This window comes from Microbacterium luteum, from assembly GCF_015277875.1.
Classification (GTDB): domain Bacteria; phylum Actinomycetota; class Actinomycetes; order Actinomycetales; family Microbacteriaceae; genus Microbacterium; species Microbacterium luteum.
The window spans coordinates 720,438-741,556 of sequence record NZ_CP063814.1; the positions used below are offsets into that span (position 1 = coordinate 720,438).

Below are 21,119 nucleotides of genomic sequence, written 5' to 3' on the forward strand. Positions count from 1 at the left end.
GACGTGACGCGACGCTGCGAGGGCGTCCAGATTACGGGTGAGACCCCTCAGGCGACGAGCCCTTGACTGCTCCTGCCTAGGATTGTCAGGTGACGACGATCACTCTCATAGGCAAGCCGGAGTGCCACCTGTGCGACGTGGCGCGCGAGGTGGTCGACCTCGTGGTCGCCGAGTCGGGGCGGGATGTCGTGATCGAGGAGCGCTCGATCCTCGATGACGCCGAGCTCTACGCGCGATGGTGGGAGAAGATCCCGGTCGTTCTCATCGACGGCGAGTTCCACGCGCACTGGCGCGTGTCGGCCGATCGCCTGCGCGCCGCGCTGACGGCCTGACGATCGGTCAGGGAGCCAGGCGCGTGGGGCCGCGGAAGAGGTAGGTCACCTCGCGGATCGACTCCTGACCGAGCAGGAGCATCAGCACGCGGGCCAGGCCCATCCCGAACCCGCCGTGGGGCGGAGCGCCGTAGCGGAAGAAGTCCAGGTAGAAGTCGAGGTGCTCGGGCTCGAGCCCCTTCTCCTTCGCCTGTTCGATGAGCACGTCCACACGGTGTTCGCGCTGCGCCCCCGTGGTGATCTCGACGCCGTTGTAGAGCAGGTCGTAGCTCTTGGTGAGCCCCGTCTCCTCGTCGCGCATGTGGTAGAAGGCGCGGATCTCCGGGTGGTAGTCGGTGATGAACACGAACGGGTGGCCGTAGGTCTCCGCCACGTGGGCGGCGATCTGACGCTCGCCCTCGGGGTCGAGGTCGCCGTCGGTGCGGGGGATCTCGTATCCGCGGGCGGCGACGATCTCGCGTGCCTCCGCGAGCGGGATGCGCGGGAAGGGCACGGTGGGCACCACGACGTCGAGGTCGAAGAGCTCCTTGATCTCGTCGCCGTGCTTGTCGGCGACGGCCTGGATCGCGGTGGCCAGGAGCTCCTCCTGCATCGCGGCGACGTCTTCCCAGCCGTCGATCCAGCTGATCTCGGCGTCGATCGAGGTGAACTCGGTCGCGTGACGGCTCGTGAAGGAGGGGTCGGCGCGGAAGGCGGGCGCGATCTCGAAGATCTTGCCGAAGCCGGCGACCTGGGCCATCTGCTTGAAGAACTGCGGCGACTGCGCGAGGTAGGCCGTCTTGTCCTCGAAGTAGGGCACCTCGAACAGCTCCGCGTTGGACTCCGACGCCGACGCCATGAGCTTGGGGGAGTGCACCTCGATATAGTCGCGCTCGATCCAGTACGAGCGCATCGCGTGCTCGAGGGTGGTCTGCACGCGGAAGACGAGGTTGTTGCGGCGCTGGCGCAGGTCGAGGAAGCGCCAGTCCATGCGCTTGTCGAGCCCGCTGTCGGCGGCGATGGGCGTCTCGGGAAGCGCCTCGCTCGCGATGTCGAGACCGGCGATCTTCACCTCGACGCCGCCGAGCTTGACGCGCTCGTCGTGCTTGAGCGCACCGTGCACCGTGAGGAACGTGCCGTGCGTCAGGGCGGAGATGGTCTCGGTCAGGGCGAGGGCCGCCGCCTGCTCGGCGGTGGCGTCCTCGCCGATCTCGCGCGTTGCCGGGTTGACCAGCTGCACGGCACCGGACTCATCGCGCAGGATGACGAACTGCACCTTCTTCTGATCGCGGACGGTCTCCACCCATCCCGAGACGGAGACGGAGCCGTCTTCGCGGGCCTGCAGATCTTTGACGAGAACGCGTTCACTCACGATGACCGAGTCTAGACGCCGCGGCCGTCGCACCCCGGCGGGCGGTCGCGGGCGAATCCCCAGGTGCGCGAGGCCCGGGCGCTCTAGCATCGGAGGGCACCTTCCCGTTTCCGACCGCGAGGCACGATGACCACCACCGACACCGGCCGCTCCTCCTCACGCGTGCGCGCCGTCCTCATCGCCCTGCTCGACGTGGTGCGGGGTGGCCTGATCGGTCTCGCCGAACTCATCCCCGGTGTCTCGGGCGGCACGATCGCCCTCATCACCGGTGTCTACGAGCGGCTGATCGCCTCGGCGGACAGCGTCGTGACCGCGATGAAGCGCCTGCTGCTCGGCCCGGACCGTCGCTCCGGCTTCGTCGACGGCATGCGACGGGTCGACTGGGTGCTCGTGGTCCCCGTCCTCATCGGGATGGCGGCGATGGTGCTCACCCTTGCGGGAACGGTCGAGGCGTTCGTCACCGAGAACGTCGAGGCCTCGCGCGGACTGTTCTTCGGCCTCGTCGCCGCGAGCATCCTCGTGCCCCTCCAGCTGGTGCCCCGCGCGCACCGCACCGCGCGGGCTCGGATCGGCGGCGTCCTGCTCTTCCTCGCCGCCGCAGCCGTGGCGTTCCTGGCCATCGACTTCGCGGGGGGCTCCTTCGACGCCGATCCGCCGCTGATCGCCGTCTTCTTCGCCGCGGCCGTGGCGGTGTGCGCGCTGGTGGTGCCCGGCGTCTCCGGGTCGTTCTTCCTGCTCGCCATCGGCCTGTACTCCCCGACCCTCCGGGCCGTCGACGAGCGCGACCTCGGGTATCTCGCCGTGTTCGCCCTGGGGGCCCTCGTGGGCCTGGTGACGATCGTGCGCGTGATCACGTGGCTGCTGCGACACCACCGGCGCCTCACCCTCATCGCCATGGCCGGTCTCATGTTCGGATCGCTGCGCGCGCTCTGGCCGTGGCAGGATCTGCCGGCCGGGGAGGACCACGGGATCGGAGCGCTCGCCCTTCCGTATGAGCCGGTGGTGCTGCCGATCGTGCTCGCCGTCGTCGGGGCGGCCGTCGTGCTCGGCCTCGTGGCCGTCGAGCGGCACTTCGCCCGGTCCAGCCGACGCTCAGCCCGTCCATAGCGGGCCCCCACGTAGACTGAAGCGGTGCCTGCCGAACGCCTTCATCTCGTGCGCCATGGGGAGGTCGACAACCCCCGCGGCGTGCTCTACGGACGACTGCCCGGCTACCCGCTGAGCTCCGCCGGGCGCGACATGGCGCGGGCCGCCGCCGAATGGGTGCAGGCGTCGGGGCGCGACGTGACATCCCTCACGTGCTCGCCGCTGGAGCGCACGCAGGAGTCGGCGGAGCCGTTCACCGAGGTCTTCGGCGTCGCTCCCCGCATCGACGAGCGCGTCATCGAGCCGACGAATGTCTTCGAGGGCCGTCGCATGCGGATCGCCCTGATGAACCCGCTGAACTGGCGCCATCTGCGCAAGCCCGCCCTGCCGAGCTGGGGGGAGCCCTACGCCGAGGTGATCGTGCGGATGAACCAGGCGATGACCGATGCCTGGAAGCAGGCGGAGGGCGGCGATGCCGTCATCGTCTCGCACCAGCTGCCGATCTGGGTGACGCACCTCGCGGCCGCGGGCGAATCGTCCCGGCACGACCCGCGGCAGCGCCGCTGCGCGCTGTCGAGTGTGACCTCGTTCGAGATGCGCGACGGCCTGTGGACCGAGATCGGATACGCCGAGCCCGCCCAGACCTCGGGCGCGAGCGACGTGGGGGCGGTATGAGAGACCGCCGTGCCGCGCGCGCCGGCCGCGTGGCCGCATCCATCGTCGCCGCCCTGGCGCTCGCGGGGGCGCTGGTGGCCTGTTCGAACGACCCGCTCGCGGAGCAGTACCGCGCGGGCGACAACAAGGGCTTCATCGCCGCGGACGGGCTGCGCGTCGTCGAGATCCCGGTCGAGGATCGCGGCGAGCCGGTGACGTTCTCGGGTGAGCTCGACACCGGTGCCACGATCACCGACGCCGATGTCGCCGGCGACGTCGTGGTCGTGAACTTCTGGTACGCCGCGTGCGGTCCGTGTCGCGCGGAGGCCCCCGCACTGGAAGAGGCCCACGGCGCCTTCGACGGCGAAGAGGTCACCTTCCTCGGGATCAACACCACCGACTCCGCCGGGACCGCGCTCGCCTTCGCCGAGACCTACGGGGTGACCTACCCGAGCGTGCTGGCGTCGGTGACGCCGGAGGTCAAGCTCGCCTTCGCCGAGAAGACGCCGATCAGCGCGACGCCGACGACCCTCGTGCTCGACGCCGAGGGGCGGGTGGCGGCGCGCATCATCGGCCAGCTGCAGGACGCGTCGGTGCTCGAGACCCTCGTGAGCGACGCGCTCGCGGAGACGTCGTGACCGAACTCGTCTTCGGCGGCGCGATGTGGCTCGCCGTGCCGGTCGCGGTGCTCGCCGGCCTGGTGTCGTTCCTCTCGCCGTGCGTGCTGCCGCTCGTGCCCGGCTACCTGGGGTTCATCGGCGGAGCCGCCGCCCCGCGTCGCGTCGCGCCCGTGTCGACACGACAGGAGATCTCCGCCTCGAGTGCCGCTCCTGCCGCGGCGAGCGGGGGGACCGCGTCGAATTCTCCTGTCGAGTTCACGCCGCGCGGTCGGCTGCTGCTGGGCGTCGTGCTCTTCATCGCCGGCTTCACGGTGGTGTTCATGGCGGTGACGATCCTCGGCGGCACGCTCGGGCGGTTCTTCCTGCAGTACGCCGATCCGATCACCCGCGTGCTGGGTGTGGTCGTGATCCTCCTCGGCCTCGTCTTCATCGGCGTCTTCGGGTTCGCCCAGCGCACGGTGCACCCGCACGTGCGGGGCAATCTCGGGCTCATCGGCGCCCCCCTGCTCGGCCTGGCGATGGGCGTCGGCTGGACGCCGTGCATCGGCCCGACGCTCGCGGCGATCATCTCCGTCTCGTGGAACCTGGGCGACCCGGTTCGCGCCGGCATCCTGGGCCTGGCCTACTCGCTCGGCCTCGGGCTCCCCTTCCTCCTCCTCGCCTTGGGGTTCGGATGGGCGACGCGATCGGTGGCGTTCCTGCGCCGCCACATCCGCGCCGTCAACATCGTCGGCGGTTCGCTGCTGGTCGCCCTCGGCGTGCTGATGGTCTCCGGCGTGTGGACGTTTCTCATGACCGGCCTGCAGGGGGTGCTCCTCGGTGTCCCGCTCCCGCTCTGAACCTGCCGCCGAACAGGCGACGCTGCGTCCCGACGACCACGCCGACGCGCCGAGCAGCGGCTCGGACCCGGTGCAGCCGGCTCTCGGCCCGGTCGGATGGATGCGCTGGGGCTGGCGTCAGCTGACCTCGATGCGCACAGCGCTGGTGCTGCTGCTCCTTCTCGCGATCGCGGCCGTTCCCGGCTCCCTCGTGCCGCAGCGCAGCGCGGATCCGAACGGCGTCACGCAGTACTACGCCGACAATCCCGACCTCGCGCCGATCCTCGACAACTTGAGCATGTTCGACGTCTACACGTCGCCCTGGTTCTCGGCGATCTACATCCTGCTGTTCATCTCCCTCATCGGTTGCGTGATCCCGCGTACCCGGCACCACGCGAAGGCGCTCCGGGCCAAGCCGCCGCGCACGCCCGCCCGGCTGTCGCGCCTCGACGACCATCGCACCGCATCCGTGCCCGTCCCGGCGGGCGCGGACACCGCCGCGGCGGCCGACGAAGCCGTCTCGCTCGCCGAGGCGCAGCTGCGGCGCTCGGGCTATCGCGTCGAGCGCTACGACGCGCGGGGGCGCCTGTCGGTGTCGGCCGAGCGCGGCTACGCCCGCGAGACCGGCAACCTCGTCTTCCACGGTGCGCTCGTCGGCGTGCTGATCGCCGTGGGGGTCGGCGGCGGATTCACCTACACCGGCCAGAGCGTCATCGTCGAAGACGACACGTTCGTCAACACCATGCTCGACTACGCCTCCTTCAACCCGGGGCGTTTCGTCGACACCGACGGTCTGTCGCCCTATGCGCTCACGCTCGACGAGTTCGAGGTGACCTACGAGCCGGCAGGGTCCACGGCCGCCGGTCAGGCGGGGGATTTCTCGGCGAACCTCACGGTCCGGAACGCCGATGACACATCCGCGGAGTCGGTGCGCGTGAACCATCCCGTCGACATCGACGGCGATCGCGTCTACCTGATGGGCAACGGCTACGCCCCGACGATCACGGTGCGCGACGCCGACGGCGAGATCGTCTTCTCCGAGTCCGTTCCCTTCCTGCCGCAGGACACCAACATGACCTCGCTCGGCGTGATCAAGGTGCCCGATGGACTGCCCGATCAGCTGGGCATGACCGCGTTCTTCTATCCGACGCAGTTCGAGCTGCCCTCCGGCGCGTTCACCTCGGCGTATCCCGCCCTGGTGAATCCCGTCATGACGATCAACGTCTACGCCGGCGACCTCGGCATCGACGACGGCACGCCTCGGTCGGTGTACACGCTCGACCCGACCGACATGACCCAGCTCGCCGGGCGCGGCGTCGACGAGCCGGCGCTCGAGCTCGCCCCCGGCGACACCGCGCAGCTGCCGGACGGCCTCGGCACCGTCACGTTCGAGAACGAGTCGCCCGCCGGGGCAGAGGGCTACGAGGAATCGGTCAAGCGCTTCGTCTCACTCTCCATCCACCGTGACGTCGGCGCGCCGTGGGTGCTCGCGTTCGCCGTGCTCGCCACCCTCGGTCTGCTCGCCGGACTGTTCGTGCCGCGCCGTCGCATGTGGGTCACCGCGACCGCCCGCGACGGGTCCGTCGATCTCGAGTACGCGGGCCTCGCCCGCGGCGAGGACCCGACCCTCGCCGCCGCCGTCGACAAGCTCGCCGCGTCGCACGAGGCCGCGGTGCGCGAGCGGGTGTCCGCCGAGCGGACGGACGCGGCCGCATCCACCCCCGACACGCCGAAAGTAGACTGACGCCATGACCGACACCCTCTCGCTCGACGACGTCTCGGTGCTGCTGGTCTGGACCGCCATCGCGGTGTACGCCCTCGCGTTCGTCGCCTACGCGATCGATCTCGCCCGACGCTCCGCGCTCGCCGTGGAGGCGAAGGATGCGCGCGCACGCGACCGCGAGCTCGTCGCCGCGGGCGGGGAGAGCATCACCGATGTCACCGCGCGGGAGCGCCGTGCCGGGGCGGAGATCGCGTCAGCGCCGGGCGCGCGCCCGCGCCTTTTGTGGGCGCGCATCGGAACCTCGCTGACGGTGCTGGCGTTCCTGTTCCACCTGGGCGCGACGGTGCTGCGCGGAATCGCGGCCGAGCGCGTGCCGTGGTCGAACATGTACGAGTTCGCCATGACGGGCCTGCTGCTGGTCGTGGCGGTGTACCTCGGCGTGCTCTTCCGGTACGACCTGCGCTTCCTCGGCACCTTCATCACCGGCCTCGTGGTCGTGCTGCTCGGGGGAGCGACGCTGTCGTTCTACGTCGAGGTGGTTCCGCTCATGGATCCCCTCAAGTCGGTGTGGCTCGTCATCCACGTGTTCGTCGCCTCGCTCGGCACCGCCCTGTTCGCGCTGGCCTTCGGTCTGTCGGTCGCGCAGCTGCTGCAGGCCCGCCGCGAGCGCAAGGTCGCCGAAGCGGCCGACGGCGCCGTCGTGCGCACGGGGCCCGGCTTCCTGCGCACGCTGCCGAGCGCGGACGCCCTGGAATCGCTGGCCTACCGCTTCGCGATCATCGGATTCATCTTCTGGACCTTCACCCTCATCGCCGGTGCGATCTGGGCGAACGACGCGTGGGGCCGCTATTGGGGGTTCGACACCAAGGAGGTGTGGACCTTCGTCATCTGGGTGCTCTACGCCGGATACATCCACGCCCGCGCCACGCGCGGCTGGCGCGGCACGCGGTCGGCGTGGCTGTCGATCATCGGCTTCCTGGCGGTGCTGTTCAACTTCACCATCGTCAACATGTTCTTCAAGGGCCTGCACGCTTACAGCGGCCTCTCCTGACCCCGCGCCTCGCGCCTCGCGGCCTGGCGCCCGAGAATGCGTGTTCACTTGCCGCTGGATGTCGCTTCGCGAGCGCTCAGCGACGTCTGGTGACAGGTGAACGTCGTGGCGGGAGGGTCAGGCCGGAAGCGGGTGCGCCGCCGGGGCGGACCGGCGCCGCGCGACCGCGATCACGGTGGCGATGAAGGCGAGCAGCATCCACACCGTGAGGCCGACCAGGGCCGCGCCGACGCTCCCGTCGGAGGTCAGGGCGGCCACCATGCCGCTGTAGGCGGGTGCGGTCGGCATGGCCCCGGCGAGCGAGGACAGCCATCCCGGAACGGTCGAGACGATGCCCGCGGCGACGGCGAGCACGGCCACGAGGGCGGCGATCCAGCGGCCCGCTCCGCCGAAGACGGCCACCAGCGCCTGGTTGACGCCGGCGAAGGCGATGCCCGCGACGACGCACACTCCCGCGAACACCGTCCACTCGCCGAACTCGTATGTCGCGGCGATCTGCACGACACCGGCGACGAGGAGCCCCTGCGCCGCGCCGATGGCGGCGGCGGGCGCGAGGCCCCGCAGCGCCAGCAGCGCGGAGGCCGACCGCGAGGTGAGCGCGCGAGCGGTCACGGCCTGGAGGGCGACGAAGGTGCCCAGCCCGCCGATCCACAGCGCCAGCGCCGCGAGGAGCGGAACCGCGGTGGCGCCGAACAGGTCGCTGCCGATCCCGTCGGCTTCGACCGGGTCGGCCACGACGCTCGCGAGCGTCTGGGCTTCATCGTCGGTGTACGAGGGGATCTCGTCGGCCGCGGTGTGCAGCCCCGAGGCGAGTTCGCCGGCTCCATCCGCGGTCTGATCGGAACCCGTCACGAGTGCCGTGCCACCGTCCGCGGCCTGCTGCGCGCCGTCCGCGAGCTGCTGGACGCCGTCGGCGACCTGTGCGGCCCCGGCGGAGGCCTCGTCGGCGCCGGTGCCGAGCGCGCCGGTGCCGGCCGCGATCTCGCGCACCCCCGATGCGGCCTGGCTCGCGCCGCCGGCGATGCCGCCGATGCCCGTCGCGATCTCGTCCGCGCCGGCGGCCGAGGCCTGCAGAGCCGCGGTGAGCTGCGGCCCGGCATCCTGGAACTGCGCGATGCCCGCGGCGATCTCATCCGAGTCGTCGAGGATCTCGGTCACCGTCGGCAGCGCGGCGTTGGTCTCGTCGGACAGCGCGATGATCTCGGCGCACACCGTGCCGGTGTCGCCGGCCGCGCGGCATTCGTCGGCGAGAGCGGTGAGGGTTGCGGCCGAGCCGGTCACGAACTGCCCGATCTCCTCGCTGTTGGCGGCGACCGCGTCGGCGGCGTCGATGACGCCCTGCGGGATCTCGGGGATCTGGGCGGTGAGGTCGGCGAGCGAGGACAGGCCGTCGGCGAGGTCGGATGCGCCGGTCGAGAGCGCACTCGCACCCCCGGCGAGGTCGTCGATCCCGTCGGCCGCCTCGTAGCCGCCGGCCGACAGGGCGGCGGCGCCGTCGGCGATCTCGCCGATGCCCGGCGCGAGGGCGGCGGCGCCGGTGGCGAGGGGCTGCGCGCCCGCCGCGAGCTGGCCCACGCCGTCGACGTACTGCGCGGTGCCGTCGGCGAGCTGGTCCGCCCCGCTGGCGAGCTGGTCGGCGCCGTCGGCGGCCTCGCCGAGCTGGTCGCCGAGGGTGGTGAACCCGAGGAAGACGTTCTCGAGGTACACCTCGGAGAGCTCCTGCCCCATGATGGATGCCGCCGCCGACGTGATCTGCGCGGTGATCGCGTCGTCGACGACGAGGTTGTCGGGTGCCGTGGTGACCTCGATGACCGCGCGCTCAGGGTCGTCTCCGGCGGTCGAGGTCGCGGCGGCGGAGAACTCGGCGGGGATCGTCACGACCGCGGAGTAGGTGCCGTCGGCGAGGCCCGCCGCCGCGTCGTCGTCGTTCGTGATCGTCCAGTCGAGGTTGCTCGGCAGGTCGTCCGAGCCCTCCACGAGCCCCGCGGTCAGCTGGCGCCCCAGCGGCACCGTCTGATCGTCGATCGTGACCGGCTCGTCGTCGTTCACGATCGCGGCGGTCACGTTGTCGAGGCGCTCTGCCGGGTCGTAGAACGCGGCGACGAGGATCGCGCCGACGACCACCGGCAGCAGCAGGGCGCCGATGATCGTCACCCACGTGACGGGGCGACGGGTGCGGGCGCGTTCGATCGGGAGAGTCATGCGTTCACCTCGGATGCGGTGGTGCGGGCGCTGAGGGCCAGCGCCTGGACGTGGGGGCGGTGGGCGTCGGAGAGCGCAGCGAGCGCGGGGCCCTCGGTGCGGGCGGTGGCCACGACGGTGAGGGGAGCGGATGCCGCGGCGCGCGCGCCGGCGTCGCGGATCAGCGCCGCGGCCTGGTCACGCGCGGCGCGGTCGAGCCGGTCGAGGCCGTCGACCACCACCAGGCGCGCGCCGCGCAGGGCCGTGCGCAGCGCCGCGAGCGGATCGTCGGCCTCGTCGAGAAGGGCGATGCCGACGTGCGCGCGCACCCACGCGGCGCGGCCGGGGAGCAGATGGCCGGCCACGCGCAGGCGCCCGTCGGTGGGATCGAGCCGCCCCGCGACGGTGAGGGCGAACGCGCGGGCGGCGCCGGCGTCCGCGGTGACGAGCAGGGTGTCCCCGGGATCGACGCGGAACGTCGCGCCGGCGAAGACGCGGCCGGCGTCGGTGCGCACGCCGAGGTCGTCGGCGACGACGACGGCGATGGTGTTCGGCTCGGGCCAGTCCGCCAGGGCGCGCTCGCGTTCGACGGCCTCGCCCTCGATGTCGAAGTGGGGCAGGATGCGGTCCAGCCAGCGCGGCATCCACCAGGCCTTCTCGCCGAGGAGCGCCATGACCGCCGGAACGAGCGTCATGCGCACGAGGAACGCGTCGACGGCGATGCCGACCGCGAGCCCGAGGGCGATCGGCTTGATCGAGGAGTCGCCCTCGGGTACGAACGCGGCGAAGACCGCGAACATGATCACCGCGGCGGCGGTGACCACGCGGGCCGACGAGACGAAACCGGTGCGCACGGCACCGACGGCGGTGAGCCGGTCCGCACGGCCGCCGCGGGCGCGGTGGGCGTGCACGTAGTCCTCGCGCATGCGCGAGACGAGGAACACCTGGTAGTCCATCGCGAGGCCGAACAGCACGCCCATGAGGATGATGGGCATGAAGCTGATGACGGGGCCGGTGCGCGTGACGTGCAGCGCGTCGGCGAGCCAGCCCCACTCGAACACGGCGGCCACCGCGCCGAACGACGCCGCCACCGACAGCAGGTATCCCGCGGCGGCCTTCAGCGGCACCCAGATCGAGCGGAACACGATCGTCAGCAGGATCAGCGAGAGCCCGACGACGAAGATCCCGAACGGGATCAGCGCGGCGCCCAGGCGGTCGGAGATGTCGATGCCGACGGCGGTGAAGCCGGTCACCTTCAGATCGACGCCGTACTCCTCGAGCCATTCGTCGTGGTGGGAACGAAGCTCCCGCACGAGGTCGGCGGTGGCGGGGTCGTCGGGGGCGGTCTCGGGGATCACCTGGATGAGCCCGGTGTCAGCGGTCTCGTTGGGCGTCGCCAGCGCGATCTCCTTGACGCCGGGAACGTCTGCGATCTCGTCGGCGAGGTCCTCCATGAGCCCGAGCGGGTCGGTGGAGGTGACGATCGTGCCGGTGAGGATGAGCGGGCCGTTCTCGCCCGGTCCGAAGTACTCCGCGGTCAGGTCGTAGGTCTGCCGGGCCTCGCTCGAGGTCGGCTGCGTGCCGGCGTTCGGAAGGGCCAGGGTGAGGCTCGCGGCCGGGATCGCCATCGTGCCGAGCACGGCGACGACCGAGACCGTGGTGACGATCGGATGCCGCGTGACGGCCCGCACCCACCGCTCGGCGAATCCGCGGCGTGGCCGGGTGCGCGCGCGGCGGGCGCGGCGGCTCGGACGGCGGCGCCATCCCACGACGCGCCCCTTCGCGAAGCCGAGGAGTGCGGGAGTGAGGGTCACCGCGACCAGGACGGCGATGGCGACGGCCACGGCCGCGGCGATCCCCATCGTGGTGAGGAAGGGGATGTTCGCGAACGACAGTCCGACCAGGGCGATGAGCACCGTCACGCCGGCGAAGACGACCGCGGAGCCGGCGGTGCCGGTCGCGCGCGCGGCGGATTCCTCGGGCTCGACGCCGGCGCGCACCTGATCCTGATGGCGCGCGACGATGAACAGGGCGTAGTCGATCCCGACCGCGAGCCCCAGCATGATCGCGAGCATCGGCGTGGTCGACGAGATCGTGGCGAAAGCCGTGGCGACGAAGATCAGCGCGATTGCGAGTCCGACGCCGATGAGGGCGCTCACGAGCGGGAACCACGCCACCGCGAAAGACCGGAAGGTCACGATCAGCACGAACAGGGCGATGAGCACGCCGACCGCTTCGATGGGAGAGAGTGAGGGGATCTCGGTGGAGAAGAGGTCGCCGCCGAGCACGACCTGCGCCTCGGGGAGGGCGGTCTGCAGATCGTCGGCGATCTCCTGCAGGTCCTCCTCCGTTCCCGCGGGGATGTCGGTGGCCTGACCGTCGAGCTGGAGTCGGATGATCGCCGCTTCGTCGTCGTCGGAGACGAGGCCCGAGACGTTCTCGTCGAAGGGGTCGGTGACCGCCAGCACCCCGTCGAGGTCGCCGAACGCCGACAGGGCGTCGTCGATCGCCGTGCGATACGCGTCGTCGGTGACCGCCTCCGCGTCGGGTGCCGCCACGAGCACCTGCGCGCTCGTGCCGCTGGCCTGCGGGAAGGTGCGATCCAGCTGCACGATGCCCTCCTGGGCCTCGGTGCCCGGGATCGAGAAGGAGTTGTCGGTCCCCGCCATGAAGGTCACCGCGCTCACGCCGGCCACGACCAGCAGCAGCAGCCACGTCGTGAGCACGCGCCAGGGGTGGCGGTAGGACCAGCGTCCGAGGCTGAACAGCAGAGTGGACACACGTCCTCCAGGCGGTCTGACGGGATTTGGATACATTTTTGTATCCGATGCGCTTCTGTATCGTAATGCGGAACATCGACGGCAACCTGGGCGACGCGTGTGAGAATCGGCGGGGGAGGGTCACCATGAGCGATACGGCGGGACCCTCGCGACGACGCGAGGAGACCAGACGCAGACTGCTGGATGCGGCGGCGGAGGTGTTCGCCGAGGTCGGCATGGACGCGGCGTCGGTCGAGGTCATCTGCGACCGCGCGGGGTTCACGCGGGGAGCGTTCTACTCGAACTTCGCCTCCAAGGACGAGCTCTTCTTCGCCCTCGTCGGGCTGGTCGCGCAGGAACGGGTGCGATCGGTCGCCGACCGGGTCGCGGCGCTCGAGGCCGACGGTGCGCTGGACATGACCGGCGGCAACGTCGTCGAGGTCGTGAGCCGCGTGCTCGAGATCGGACCCGAGGACCGGCTCGGCGTTCTGCTGTTCAACGAGATCCGCATCCACGCGCTTCGGGCGCCGGAGCTCGCGGCGGCGTACCTCGAGCAGGACACCGCCATTCTCGACAGCGTCGCGCGACTGGTCGATGACATCGTCGCCGGCAAGGACATCCGGTTCCGGCTCGAGCCGAGGGCGGTCGCCCGACTGCTCATGACGGTCTGGGAGTCGACGTCGGTCCGCGGGGTCATGGCGGGCCTTCCGCCCGCCGAGCTCGCCAGGCACACCGGCGAGGAGCTCGGACGCGTGGCCGCCGCGCTGATCGAGCGCTAACGTTCCTGCGCGACGGCGTGACAGCGACGGAGTCGCTCCAGCCACCACTCCCGCCGCTCGCGCGGGGCCGCGTGCCGATCGAGGAGCTCCGGGCTCGGCACCACGCGCCGCACCGCGATGCGACCGTCGCGCGCGACGAGGGGGTCGTCCGTGACGTCCGCGGCGAGCAGCGAGGCCGTGCCCAGTCCGCAGTCGAACGACAGCTCGGGCAGGCTCGCCGCGAGCGCGACGCCCATCCCGAGTCCGACCGACGTGTCGAGGGCGCTGGAGACCACGGCCGGAACGCCGGCGGCGGCGACGATCGACAGGGCACGCGCCACCCCTCCCAGCGGCTGCACCTTGACCACGACGAGGTCGGCCGCGCCGGCGGTGACGACGGCGATCGGGTCGTCGGCCTTGCGCACGCTCTCGTCGGCGGCCACGGGGATGCCGAGGTAGCGGATGCGGCGGCGGAGCTCGACGAGGTCCTCGACCTGCGCGCAGGGCTGCTCGACGTATTCCAGGTCGAACTCCGCGAGCGCGTGCACGGCGTGCTCGGCCTCGTCGAGGTTCCAGCCGCCGTTCGCATCGACGCGGATGCGCCCTTCCGGCCCCATGACCTCGCGCACCGCCCGCACGCGCGCGACGTCGTCGCCGAGCACCTGTCCGCGCTCGGCGACCTTGACCTTCGCGGTGCGGCAGCCGTGGAAGCGGGTGAGCACGTCGCCGACCTGGTCGGCCGCGACGGCGGGGACGGTCGCGTTCACCGGCACGGTCTCGCGCACCGCCGCGGGTCGCGGATGCCACGCGAAGTCGATAGCCGCGGTGAGCCACGTCGCCGCCTCGGCGTCGTCGTACTCCAGGAACGGCGAGAACTCCGCCCACCCCTCGGGTCCTTCCAGCAGCAGCGCCTCCCGCTCGTCGACCCCGCGGAAGCGGGTCGTCAGCGGGAGGGAGACCACCCGGGCGGTGTCGATGAGCCGGTCCAGAGCGGGGAGGGGTGAGGACATCTCCTCATCCTGCCCTCACCCGCTGCGCGCGGCCATAGGCTGAACCGCATGCTCGTCGACACCCCCGTCCGCCTCGGCATCCAGCTGCGGCCCCAGCACGTCACCTACCCCGACCTTCGCGACGCCGTCCTCCGCCTGGAGGAGATGGGCGTGGACATCCTGTTCAACTGGGACCACTTCTTCCCGCTCTTCGGTGAGCCGGACGGCCTCCACTTCGAGTCGTGGACGATGCTCGGCGCGTGGGCCGAGCAGACCGAACGCGTCGAGTTCGGGGCGCTGGTCAACTGCAACAGCTATCGCAACGCCGACCTGCAGGCCGACATGGCCCGGACCCTCGACCACATCAGCGCCAAGGGCGGCACGGGCCGCTTCATCTTCGGCACCGGCTCGGGGTGGTTCGAGCGGGATTACGACGAGTACGGGTACGAGTTCGGCACGGCGGGCAGTCGTCTGAACGATCTCGGCGTCGGCTTGGAGCGCATCACGGCGCGCTGGGACAAGCTCAACCCGCAGCCCACCCGCCGCATCCCGATCATGATCGGCGGAAAGGGCGAGCAGAAGACGCTGCGCTTCGTCGCGCGCCACGCGAACATCTGGCACAGCTTCGTCACGCCCGACGAGCTGCCGCACAAGCTCTCGGTGATCGACCGGTGGGCCCAGGCGGAGGAGCGCGACACGGCCGACCTGGTGGTCTCGAACGAGCTCGCGCGGCGCGACGAGGAGACCGCCGACGTCCTCTACGACGCCGGCACCCGGCTGTTCACCCTGGGGCTCGACGGGCCGGACTGGGACTATGACGTCGTGCGCGGATGGCTGCGCTGGCGCGACGCCAAGAACGCCTGACCCGCCGTCGTTACGCTGGGGGCATGGTCTCCGAGCTGTTCGACGCCGCGGAATGGATGCCGGCCCCCGGCGCCGAGGCGTTCACCGACATCACCGCGCATCTCTCACGCGACGGCCGGATCGCGCGCATCGCGTTCGACCGGCCCGAGGTGCGCAACGCGTTCCGTCCCCACACGGTCGACGAGCTGTACCGGGCGCTCGACGACGCCCGGCAGAACCCCCGGGTGGGCGTCGTGCTGCTCACCGGGAACGGGCCGAGCCCGAAGGACGGCGGCTGGGCGTTCTGCTCCGGCGGAGACCAGCGCATCCGTGGCCGCGACGGATACACCTATGCGTCCGACGATGCCACCGCTCCCGACCCCGCTCGCGCCGGGCGCCTGCACATCCTCGAGGTGCAGCGTCTCATCCGCTTCATGCCGAAGGTCGTGATCGCGGTGATCCCGGGATGGGCGGCCGGCGGCGGGCACTCGCTCCACGTCGTGTGCGACATGTCGGTCGCCAGCGCCGAGCACGGCCGGTTCAAGCAGACCGACGCCGATGTCGGCTCGTTCGACGCCGGCTACGGCTCCGCCTACTTCGCCCGTCAGATCGGCCAGAAGTTCGCCCGTGAGGTGTTCTTCCTCGCCGAGGAGTACTCGGCCCAGCGCGCGTACGAGATGGGCGCGGTCAACCGCGTCGTGCCGCACGCCGACCTCGAGCGCGAAGCGATCGCGATGGCGCGCACGATCCTCACGAAGTCGCCCACGGCGATCCGCATGCTGAAGTTCGCCTTCAATGCCGTCGATGACGGGATGGTCGGTCAGCAGGTGTTCGCCGGCGAGGCGACCCGCCTGGCCTACGGCACCGACGAGGCGGTCGAGGGCCGTGACGCGTTCCTGCAGAAGCGCGACCCCGACTGGTCGCCCTACCCGTGGCACTACTGAGCGCACGATGAGGCTCGAGGCGCTCACCACCGACGACCCGCGCGACGTGCTGCGGTCGCTGCGCGGCGCGCTGCACGGCGCCGGGCCGGCGCTCGCCCTGGGGATGGTGGGCGAGGCGCCGCCCGAGGTGCCCGCGGGAACCGCCGTCGTCGTGACGACGTCGGGGTCAACCGGCATCCCCAAGAGCGTCGTGCTCAGTCGCGACGCCCTGATCTCCAGCGCGATGGCCACGGCCGACCGCATCGGATCGGGCGGATGGCTGCTCGCCCTGCCGGCCGGCTACGTCGCCGGTCTCCAGGTGCTCGCGCGCGCCCTCGTCGCCGACCGCGAACCGGCCATCCTCGCCGGCCGCTTCACCCCCGAGGCGTTCGCCGCCGCCGCGCTGACGATGGCGTCCAGCCGCGGCGGCACCCGCATCCCGACGTACACCTCGCTCGTGCCGGCGCAGCTGACGCGCCTGCTCGACGCGGCCGAGGCAGACGGCACGGTGCTGGCGGCGCTGCGCTCGTTCGAGACCGTGCTGATCGGCGGTCAGGCACTCCCCGCGGCGACCCTCGAGCGGGCCGAGGCGGCGGGCGTGCGCGTCGTGCGCACCTACGGCTCCACCGAGACCAGCGGCGGATGCGTGTACGACGGGCGTGCTCTCACCGGCGTCACGGTGCGCATCGCCGCCGGGGAGGTGCAGATCGCCGGCCCGACGCTCGCCGAGGGATACCTCGACGACCCCGAGCGCACCGCCACGACGTTCATCGTCGACGGCGACGGCACGCGGTGGTACCGCACGGGCGACGCGGGGATCCTCGAGGACGGCGTGCTGCGGGTGCGCGGACGGATCGACAACGTCATCGTCTCGGGCGGCATCAACATCTCGCTCGATCGCGTCGAGCAGGCCGTCCGCGCGGTACCCGGCCTCGCGGGCGCCGTCGTGGTGGGGGTGGACGACACGCGCTGGGGCGAGGTTCCCGTCGTGGTCGCCACGCGGGGGGAGGCGCTGCGCCGCAGCGAGTCGGTGCAGTTCGAGGAGGCGCGGCAGACCGTCGAGCGCGAGATCGGCCCGCACGCGCGCCCGGCACGACTGGTGCTCGTCGACGAGCTGCCGAGCCTTCCGTCGGGCAAGCCCGACCGCGAGGCCATCCGTTCGGCGGTCGCGGGCCTGCACTGACCGGCGGTCTCAGCCGCCGCATCGCGTCGGCGCCCTAGGATGGCTCCTCGTGGCAGGCACACCCAGCAAGAAGCGCAAGAAGACGTCGACGCGCCCGTCTCGCTCGCGCGGCAACCCCGCGAAGGCGCGCGTCTCCGGGTCACCGGCGGCGGTCGCGCCGCCGACGGCCCGCGACTGGATCGGTGCCGCGCGCCTGCGCACTCTTCCGCTGGCGGTCACCCCCGTGCTCATCGGGACCGGGGCGGCCCTGGTGGTCACCGACGAATTCCACGGCATGATCGCTCTGGCGTGTCTCGCGGTCGCGGTCTTCCTTCAGATCGGCGTCAACTTCGCCAACGACTACAGCGACGGCATCCGCGGCACCGACGACCACCGCGTCGGACCCGCGCGCCTGACCGCGTCGCGCAAAGTGCCCGCGCGCCGTGTGCTCGCGGTGGCGCTGGGCTTCTTCGCGCTCGCCGCGATCGCGGGCCTGGCGATCGTCATCCGCACCGGGCAATGGTGGATGCTCGCGATCGGCGCGCTCGCGATCGCCGCCGCCTGGTTCTACACCGGCGGAAGGCGGCCGTACGGCTACTACGGGCTCGGTGAACTGTTCGTGTTCGTCTTCTTCGGGCTGGTCGCCACCCTCGGCACCACGTGGGTGCAGGCGTTCTCGCTGCCGCAGGAGGCGTGGTTCGGCGCCGTGGCCGCGGGGCTGCTGGCCTGCGCGGTGCTGCTGGCGAACAACCTGCGCGACATCGACCAGGATCGGGTGGCGGGCAAGCGCACGCTCACCGTGCTCATCGGCAGGCGGTGGACGCAGGTGCTGTTCCCCCTGTTCGTGCTCGTGCCGTTCGCGATCGCCGCGTTCCTGGCGCTGTTCTACCCGATCGCCTGGCTCGCGCTCATGGCGCTGCTGGCAGGCATCCCCGCGATCATCATCGTGTGGAGCTACCGCGAGGCCCGCGAGCTGGTGGTCGCCCTCGCGCTCACCTCGCTCACATCGGTGGGCTACGGAGCGCTGCTGTTCTGGGCGTTCGTCGGCTGATCCGCGCTCAGCGGCCGTCCTCGTCCGACCGACGCGCGTCGGCCTCCGCGCCGGCGGAAGGCATGCCGTCACCGGAACGTACGGCGCCTTCGCCGTAGACCGCGTCGGCTGCGGCGTCTTCGGCGGCGGAGTCGTCGGCGCGCTCGCGCTCGCGCCGGCGGTCGGCCAGCCCCGTGGTGACGCTGTTCAACGGGCGTCGCAGGAAGAGGATCGACAGGCTGAGACCGATGAGCGCGGCGAAGATCGCGGCGAGCCAGAACAGATCCTGGAACACCGGGAAGAGCATCAGGATGCCGAACGGCACCAGGAACGCCAGCAGGCGCAGCACCGTGTACACGAGGGCAGGACGGGCTTTCACGAGACCCATCGTAGGTGCGTCGCCTGAGCGGTACCGGGGCGACTGGGAGGTATGCCGCCCCTCACATGTCACTGTCAGGTCACGGCCAACCCGCCCCCGCGCGAGCGCGCCTAGGATGGAAGGCGTGACAAGGGTGCTGCTGATCGTGGCCCTGATCGCCGTGGCGTTCTGGGTCTTCACGATCGTCGACTGCGCCGTGCAGCCGAAGACACGGCACCGCGGAGTCAGCAAGCCGCTCTGGCTGGTCATCGTGATCGTCATCCCGGTGCTCGGCGGACTGATGTGGCTGATCGTCGGTCGTCGCCCGCGGCCGGCCCCGGCTGCCCCCCTGGCGCCCGACGACGATCCGCAGTTCACCGGCACGTTCGGTTCGATCCGCGATCAGGATGAGCGCATCCGCCGCCTCGAAGAGGAACTGGCGATGCTCGATGCGGAATCCGATTGGGATCCGCCGGTTCCCGACAAGCCCGTCGCCGACGCCGACGCGTCGACGGGAGAGACGACCGCCGAGGAGCCCTCCGGCGCGGACACAACGGCGGGGGAGCAGCGTCCTTCCGGTGAGCAGGCCACCGGATCCCGGCCCGACGACGACGAGCGCGGTCAGCGCGGCGCCGTCGGCTGACGTGTCCGGCGAGCCCGGCGACGACGTCGCCCCGACCGTCACCGGCGCCCCCGCGACCGATGCGGCCGCCGCTCTGCTGGGTGCACTCGTCGCCCGCGGCGTGCGCCACGTGGTGCTGAGCCCCGGTTCGCGCTCGCAGGCGCTCGCGCTCGTGGCCGCCGAACTCGAACGCGGCGGTCACGTGCAGCTCCACGTGCGCGTGGACGAGAGGGTCGCCGGCTTCACCGCGCTCGGCATCGCCCGGGAGACGCGGGTGCCCGCCGCCGTCGTGTGCACCTCGGGCACGGCCGTCGCGAACCTGCTGCCGGCGGTGCTCGAAGCGCACCACGCGGGTGTGCCGCTGCTGCTGCTGACGGCCGACCGTCCCCCCGAGCTGCGGGGCGTGGGCGCCAACCAGACCACGCGGCAACCCGGCCTTTTCTCCTCCGCCACCCGCTACGCCGCAGACCTCGCCGTGCCCGAGGAGAGCGACCCCGACGGCACCTCCGATGCGACCGCCACGCTGCGGGTCGTCGCGGCCGAGGCGGTGGATGCCGCACGCGGCGTGGGCCAGTGGTCGGCGGGACCGGTGCACCTGAACCTTCCGTATCGCGAGCCCCTCAGCGGTCCTGTCCCGACGTGGCTCGACGACGCGATCGCCGCGGGAGCGCAGGCCGCCGGCAGCGGCTCGGTCGATGACGCGGCGATGTCCGGCGCGCTCTATCAGGGCGGCGGCGGCATCGGCTCGCTCGATGTCGCCGACGAGGCCGGCGAGATCCCCGTCGCGCTCGACCGCGGCCCCCGAACGGTGGTCGTCGCCGGTGCCGATGCGGGGCCCGCTGCCGAAGCCCTCGCGCACGAGGGGCGGTGGCCGCTGATCGCCGAGATCGTCAGCGGTTCGCGCTTCGGCCGTCACGTCGTGCACGGCTATCGACAGCTCCTGCGCGACCCCGACCTCGGCGGCCGGATCGAGCGCGTCGTCGTCTTCGGGCACCCGACGCTCTCCCGCGAGGTGACGGCGCTCCTGTCCGATCCCGCTGTCGAGGTGATCGCGCTGCGCGGGCCCGGCGAACCGCTCGGGCTGAACGGCGCGACGCGTTCGGTGGACGCCGTGGCCGTCGCCGTCGACGGCGGCAGCCCCGAGGTCGTCGATGCCGAGCGCGCGTGGCTCGGGGCATGGATGCGCGCGTCGCGCGAGGCCGCGGTGGACCTGTCTCCGCCGGCGCCCGACGCCGACGCCCTCTCCTCGGCGGTGCCGCAGGAACGGCTCGGGGCCATCTCGGCCGAACTCGACGCGGTGCGCGCGCCCGTGGACCGCAACCTCCTCGTCGACGCGGTGTGGCGGGCCACGTGGCCGCACGACCGGCTCGTGTTCGGATCGTCGCGCCTGGTGCGCGTGGCCGACGCGGTGCTGCCCGGCAAGAAGGTGACGGTGCACGCCAACCGGGGGCTCGCCGGCATCGACGGCACCGTGGCGACGGCCACGGGCGTCGCCATCGCGAGCCAGAGCGCCGGCGCGCACGGGGTCACGCGCGTGCTTCTGGGCGATCTGGCGCTGCTCCACGATGCCGGAGCGCTGCTCGCCGCCATCGGCGAGGCCGAGCCGCGCATCCAGATCATCGTCGGCAACGACGGCGGCGGCACCATCTTCGACGGCCTCGAGGTGGCCGCCACCGCCGATGCCGAAGCGGCCGACCGGGTGCTCTACACGCCGCACGGCGTCGACGTCGGCCGCCTGGCGAGCGCGTACGGCTGGACGCACACGCGGGTGACCACGCGCGCCGCCCTCGACCAGGCGCTGACCACGCCGGCGGCCGCACGTCAGGTGATCGAGGTGCCGCTGGCCCGATGAGGGTGAC

Annotated in this window: 19 protein-coding genes; 14 read left to right on the plus strand and 5 right to left on the minus strand. The window is 71.8% G+C overall.

Features of this window, described 5'->3' with window-relative positions:
* Window positions 1-89: 89 nt before the first annotated feature.
* Window positions 90-332, plus strand: coding sequence for a glutaredoxin family protein (locus IM777_RS03520; protein ID WP_194384667.1), 243 nt, complete (start codon window positions 90-92; stop codon window positions 330-332).
* Between the two features lie 7 nt (window positions 333-339).
* Here the strand turns inward: IM777_RS03520 and aspS are convergent, their stop codons facing one another.
* A complete protein-coding gene (gene aspS, locus IM777_RS03525; RefSeq protein ID WP_194384668.1) occupies window positions 340-1,683 on the minus strand; it encodes an aspartate--tRNA(Asn) ligase in 1,344 nt (447 codons plus the stop codon).
* A 126-nt stretch (window positions 1,684-1,809) separates the two neighbouring features.
* On the opposite strand from aspS, the gene IM777_RS03530 reads away from it, so the two are divergent.
* The 6 genes from IM777_RS03530 to ccsB are packed head-to-tail and all read left to right on the plus strand — an operon-like array spanning window position 1,810 to window position 7,635.
* Window positions 1,810-2,790, plus strand: coding sequence for a DUF368 domain-containing protein (locus IM777_RS03530; RefSeq protein WP_194384669.1), 981 nt, complete (start codon window positions 1,810-1,812; stop codon window positions 2,788-2,790).
* Window positions 2,791-2,814: 24 nt separating this feature from the next.
* A complete protein-coding gene (locus tag IM777_RS03535) occupies window positions 2,815-3,444 on the plus strand; it encodes a histidine phosphatase family protein (protein WP_194384670.1) in 630 nt (209 codons plus the stop codon).
* Window positions 3,441-4,061 carry a TlpA family protein disulfide reductase gene (locus tag IM777_RS03540; protein WP_194384671.1) on the plus strand — a complete coding sequence of 207 codons (621 nt, stop codon included), beginning with the start codon at window positions 3,441-3,443 and terminating at the stop codon, window positions 4,059-4,061. Before IM777_RS03535 ends, IM777_RS03540 begins: the two co-directional genes overlap by 4 nt.
* 23 nt (window positions 4,062-4,084) lie before the next feature.
* The gene (locus tag IM777_RS03545) at window positions 4,085-4,882 is read left to right on the plus strand and encodes a cytochrome c biogenesis CcdA family protein (RefSeq protein WP_194385429.1); all 798 of its coding nucleotides are present in this window, start codon (window positions 4,085-4,087) and stop codon (window positions 4,880-4,882) included.
* Window positions 4,863-6,605, plus strand: coding sequence for a cytochrome c biogenesis protein ResB (gene resB, locus IM777_RS03550; protein ID WP_228480940.1), 1,743 nt, complete (start codon window positions 4,863-4,865; stop codon window positions 6,603-6,605). Before IM777_RS03545 ends, resB begins: the two co-directional genes overlap by 20 nt.
* Before the next feature lie 4 nt (window positions 6,606-6,609).
* Window positions 6,610-7,635 carry a c-type cytochrome biogenesis protein CcsB gene (gene ccsB / locus IM777_RS03555; RefSeq protein WP_194384672.1) on the plus strand — a complete coding sequence of 342 codons (1,026 nt, stop codon included), beginning with the start codon at window positions 6,610-6,612 and terminating at the stop codon, window positions 7,633-7,635.
* 117 nt (window positions 7,636-7,752) lie between these two features.
* On the opposite strand, the gene IM777_RS03560 is transcribed toward ccsB, so the two are convergent.
* Window positions 7,753-9,837: a YhgE/Pip family protein gene (locus IM777_RS03560; RefSeq protein WP_194384673.1), complete on the minus strand. Its 2,085-nt coding sequence runs from the start codon at window positions 9,835-9,837 to the stop codon at window positions 7,753-7,755.
* Entirely contained in the window at window positions 9,834-12,596 is a 2,763-nt protein-coding gene (locus IM777_RS03565; protein WP_194384674.1) for an MMPL family transporter, read from the minus strand. Before IM777_RS03565 ends, IM777_RS03560 begins: the two co-directional genes overlap by 4 nt.
* Window positions 12,597-12,721: 125 nt before the next feature.
* On the opposite strand from IM777_RS03565, the gene IM777_RS03570 reads away from it, so the two are divergent.
* Window positions 12,722-13,354 (plus strand): TetR/AcrR family transcriptional regulator, encoded by a 633-nt coding sequence (locus tag IM777_RS03570; protein WP_194384675.1) that lies wholly within the window; start codon window positions 12,722-12,724, stop codon window positions 13,352-13,354.
* Here the strand turns inward: IM777_RS03570 and IM777_RS03575 are convergent.
* Window positions 13,351-14,343, minus strand: a complete 993-nt coding sequence (locus IM777_RS03575) for an o-succinylbenzoate synthase (RefSeq protein WP_194384676.1) — start codon at window positions 14,341-14,343, stop codon at window positions 13,351-13,353. The two genes, IM777_RS03570 and IM777_RS03575, sit on opposite strands and share 4 nt — an antisense overlap.
* 48 nt (window positions 14,344-14,391) lie before the next feature.
* Between IM777_RS03575 and IM777_RS03580 the strand changes: the two genes are divergently transcribed.
* From IM777_RS03580 to IM777_RS03595, 4 genes are read left to right on the plus strand one after another with little or no spacing between them, the layout of a single operon-like run.
* Window positions 14,392-15,186, plus strand: a complete 795-nt coding sequence (locus tag IM777_RS03580; RefSeq protein ID WP_194384677.1) for an LLM class F420-dependent oxidoreductase — start codon at window positions 14,392-14,394, stop codon at window positions 15,184-15,186.
* A 23-nt stretch (window positions 15,187-15,209) separates the two neighbouring features.
* Window positions 15,210-16,109 (plus strand): 1,4-dihydroxy-2-naphthoyl-CoA synthase, encoded by a 900-nt coding sequence (locus IM777_RS03585; RefSeq protein ID WP_194384678.1) that lies wholly within the window; start codon window positions 15,210-15,212, stop codon window positions 16,107-16,109.
* 7 nt (window positions 16,110-16,116) lie between these two features.
* Window positions 16,117-17,271: an AMP-binding protein gene (locus IM777_RS03590; RefSeq protein ID WP_194384679.1), complete on the plus strand. Its 1,155-nt coding sequence runs from the start codon at window positions 16,117-16,119 to the stop codon at window positions 17,269-17,271.
* Window positions 17,272-17,320: 49 nt separating this feature from the next.
* Complete coding sequence (locus IM777_RS03595; protein ID WP_194384680.1) at window positions 17,321-18,301, plus strand: 1,4-dihydroxy-2-naphthoate polyprenyltransferase; 981 nt, start codon at window positions 17,321-17,323, stop codon at window positions 18,299-18,301.
* 7 nt (window positions 18,302-18,308) lie between these two features.
* Here the strand turns inward: IM777_RS03595 and IM777_RS03600 are convergent, their stop codons facing one another.
* Complete coding sequence (locus IM777_RS03600; protein ID WP_194384681.1) at window positions 18,309-18,659, minus strand: DUF4229 domain-containing protein; 351 nt, start codon at window positions 18,657-18,659, stop codon at window positions 18,309-18,311.
* 115 nt (window positions 18,660-18,774) lie between these two features.
* Between IM777_RS03600 and IM777_RS03605 the strand changes: the two genes are divergently transcribed.
* Window positions 18,775-19,281, plus strand: coding sequence for a PLD nuclease N-terminal domain-containing protein (locus tag IM777_RS03605; RefSeq protein ID WP_390178403.1), 507 nt, complete (start codon window positions 18,775-18,777; stop codon window positions 19,279-19,281).
* Between the two features lies 1 nt (window position 19,282).
* Entirely contained in the window at window positions 19,283-21,112 is a 1,830-nt protein-coding gene (gene menD, locus IM777_RS03610; RefSeq protein ID WP_228481217.1) for a 2-succinyl-5-enolpyruvyl-6-hydroxy-3-cyclohexene-1-carboxylic-acid synthase, read from the plus strand.
* Window positions 21,113-21,119: the final 7 nt, after the last annotated feature.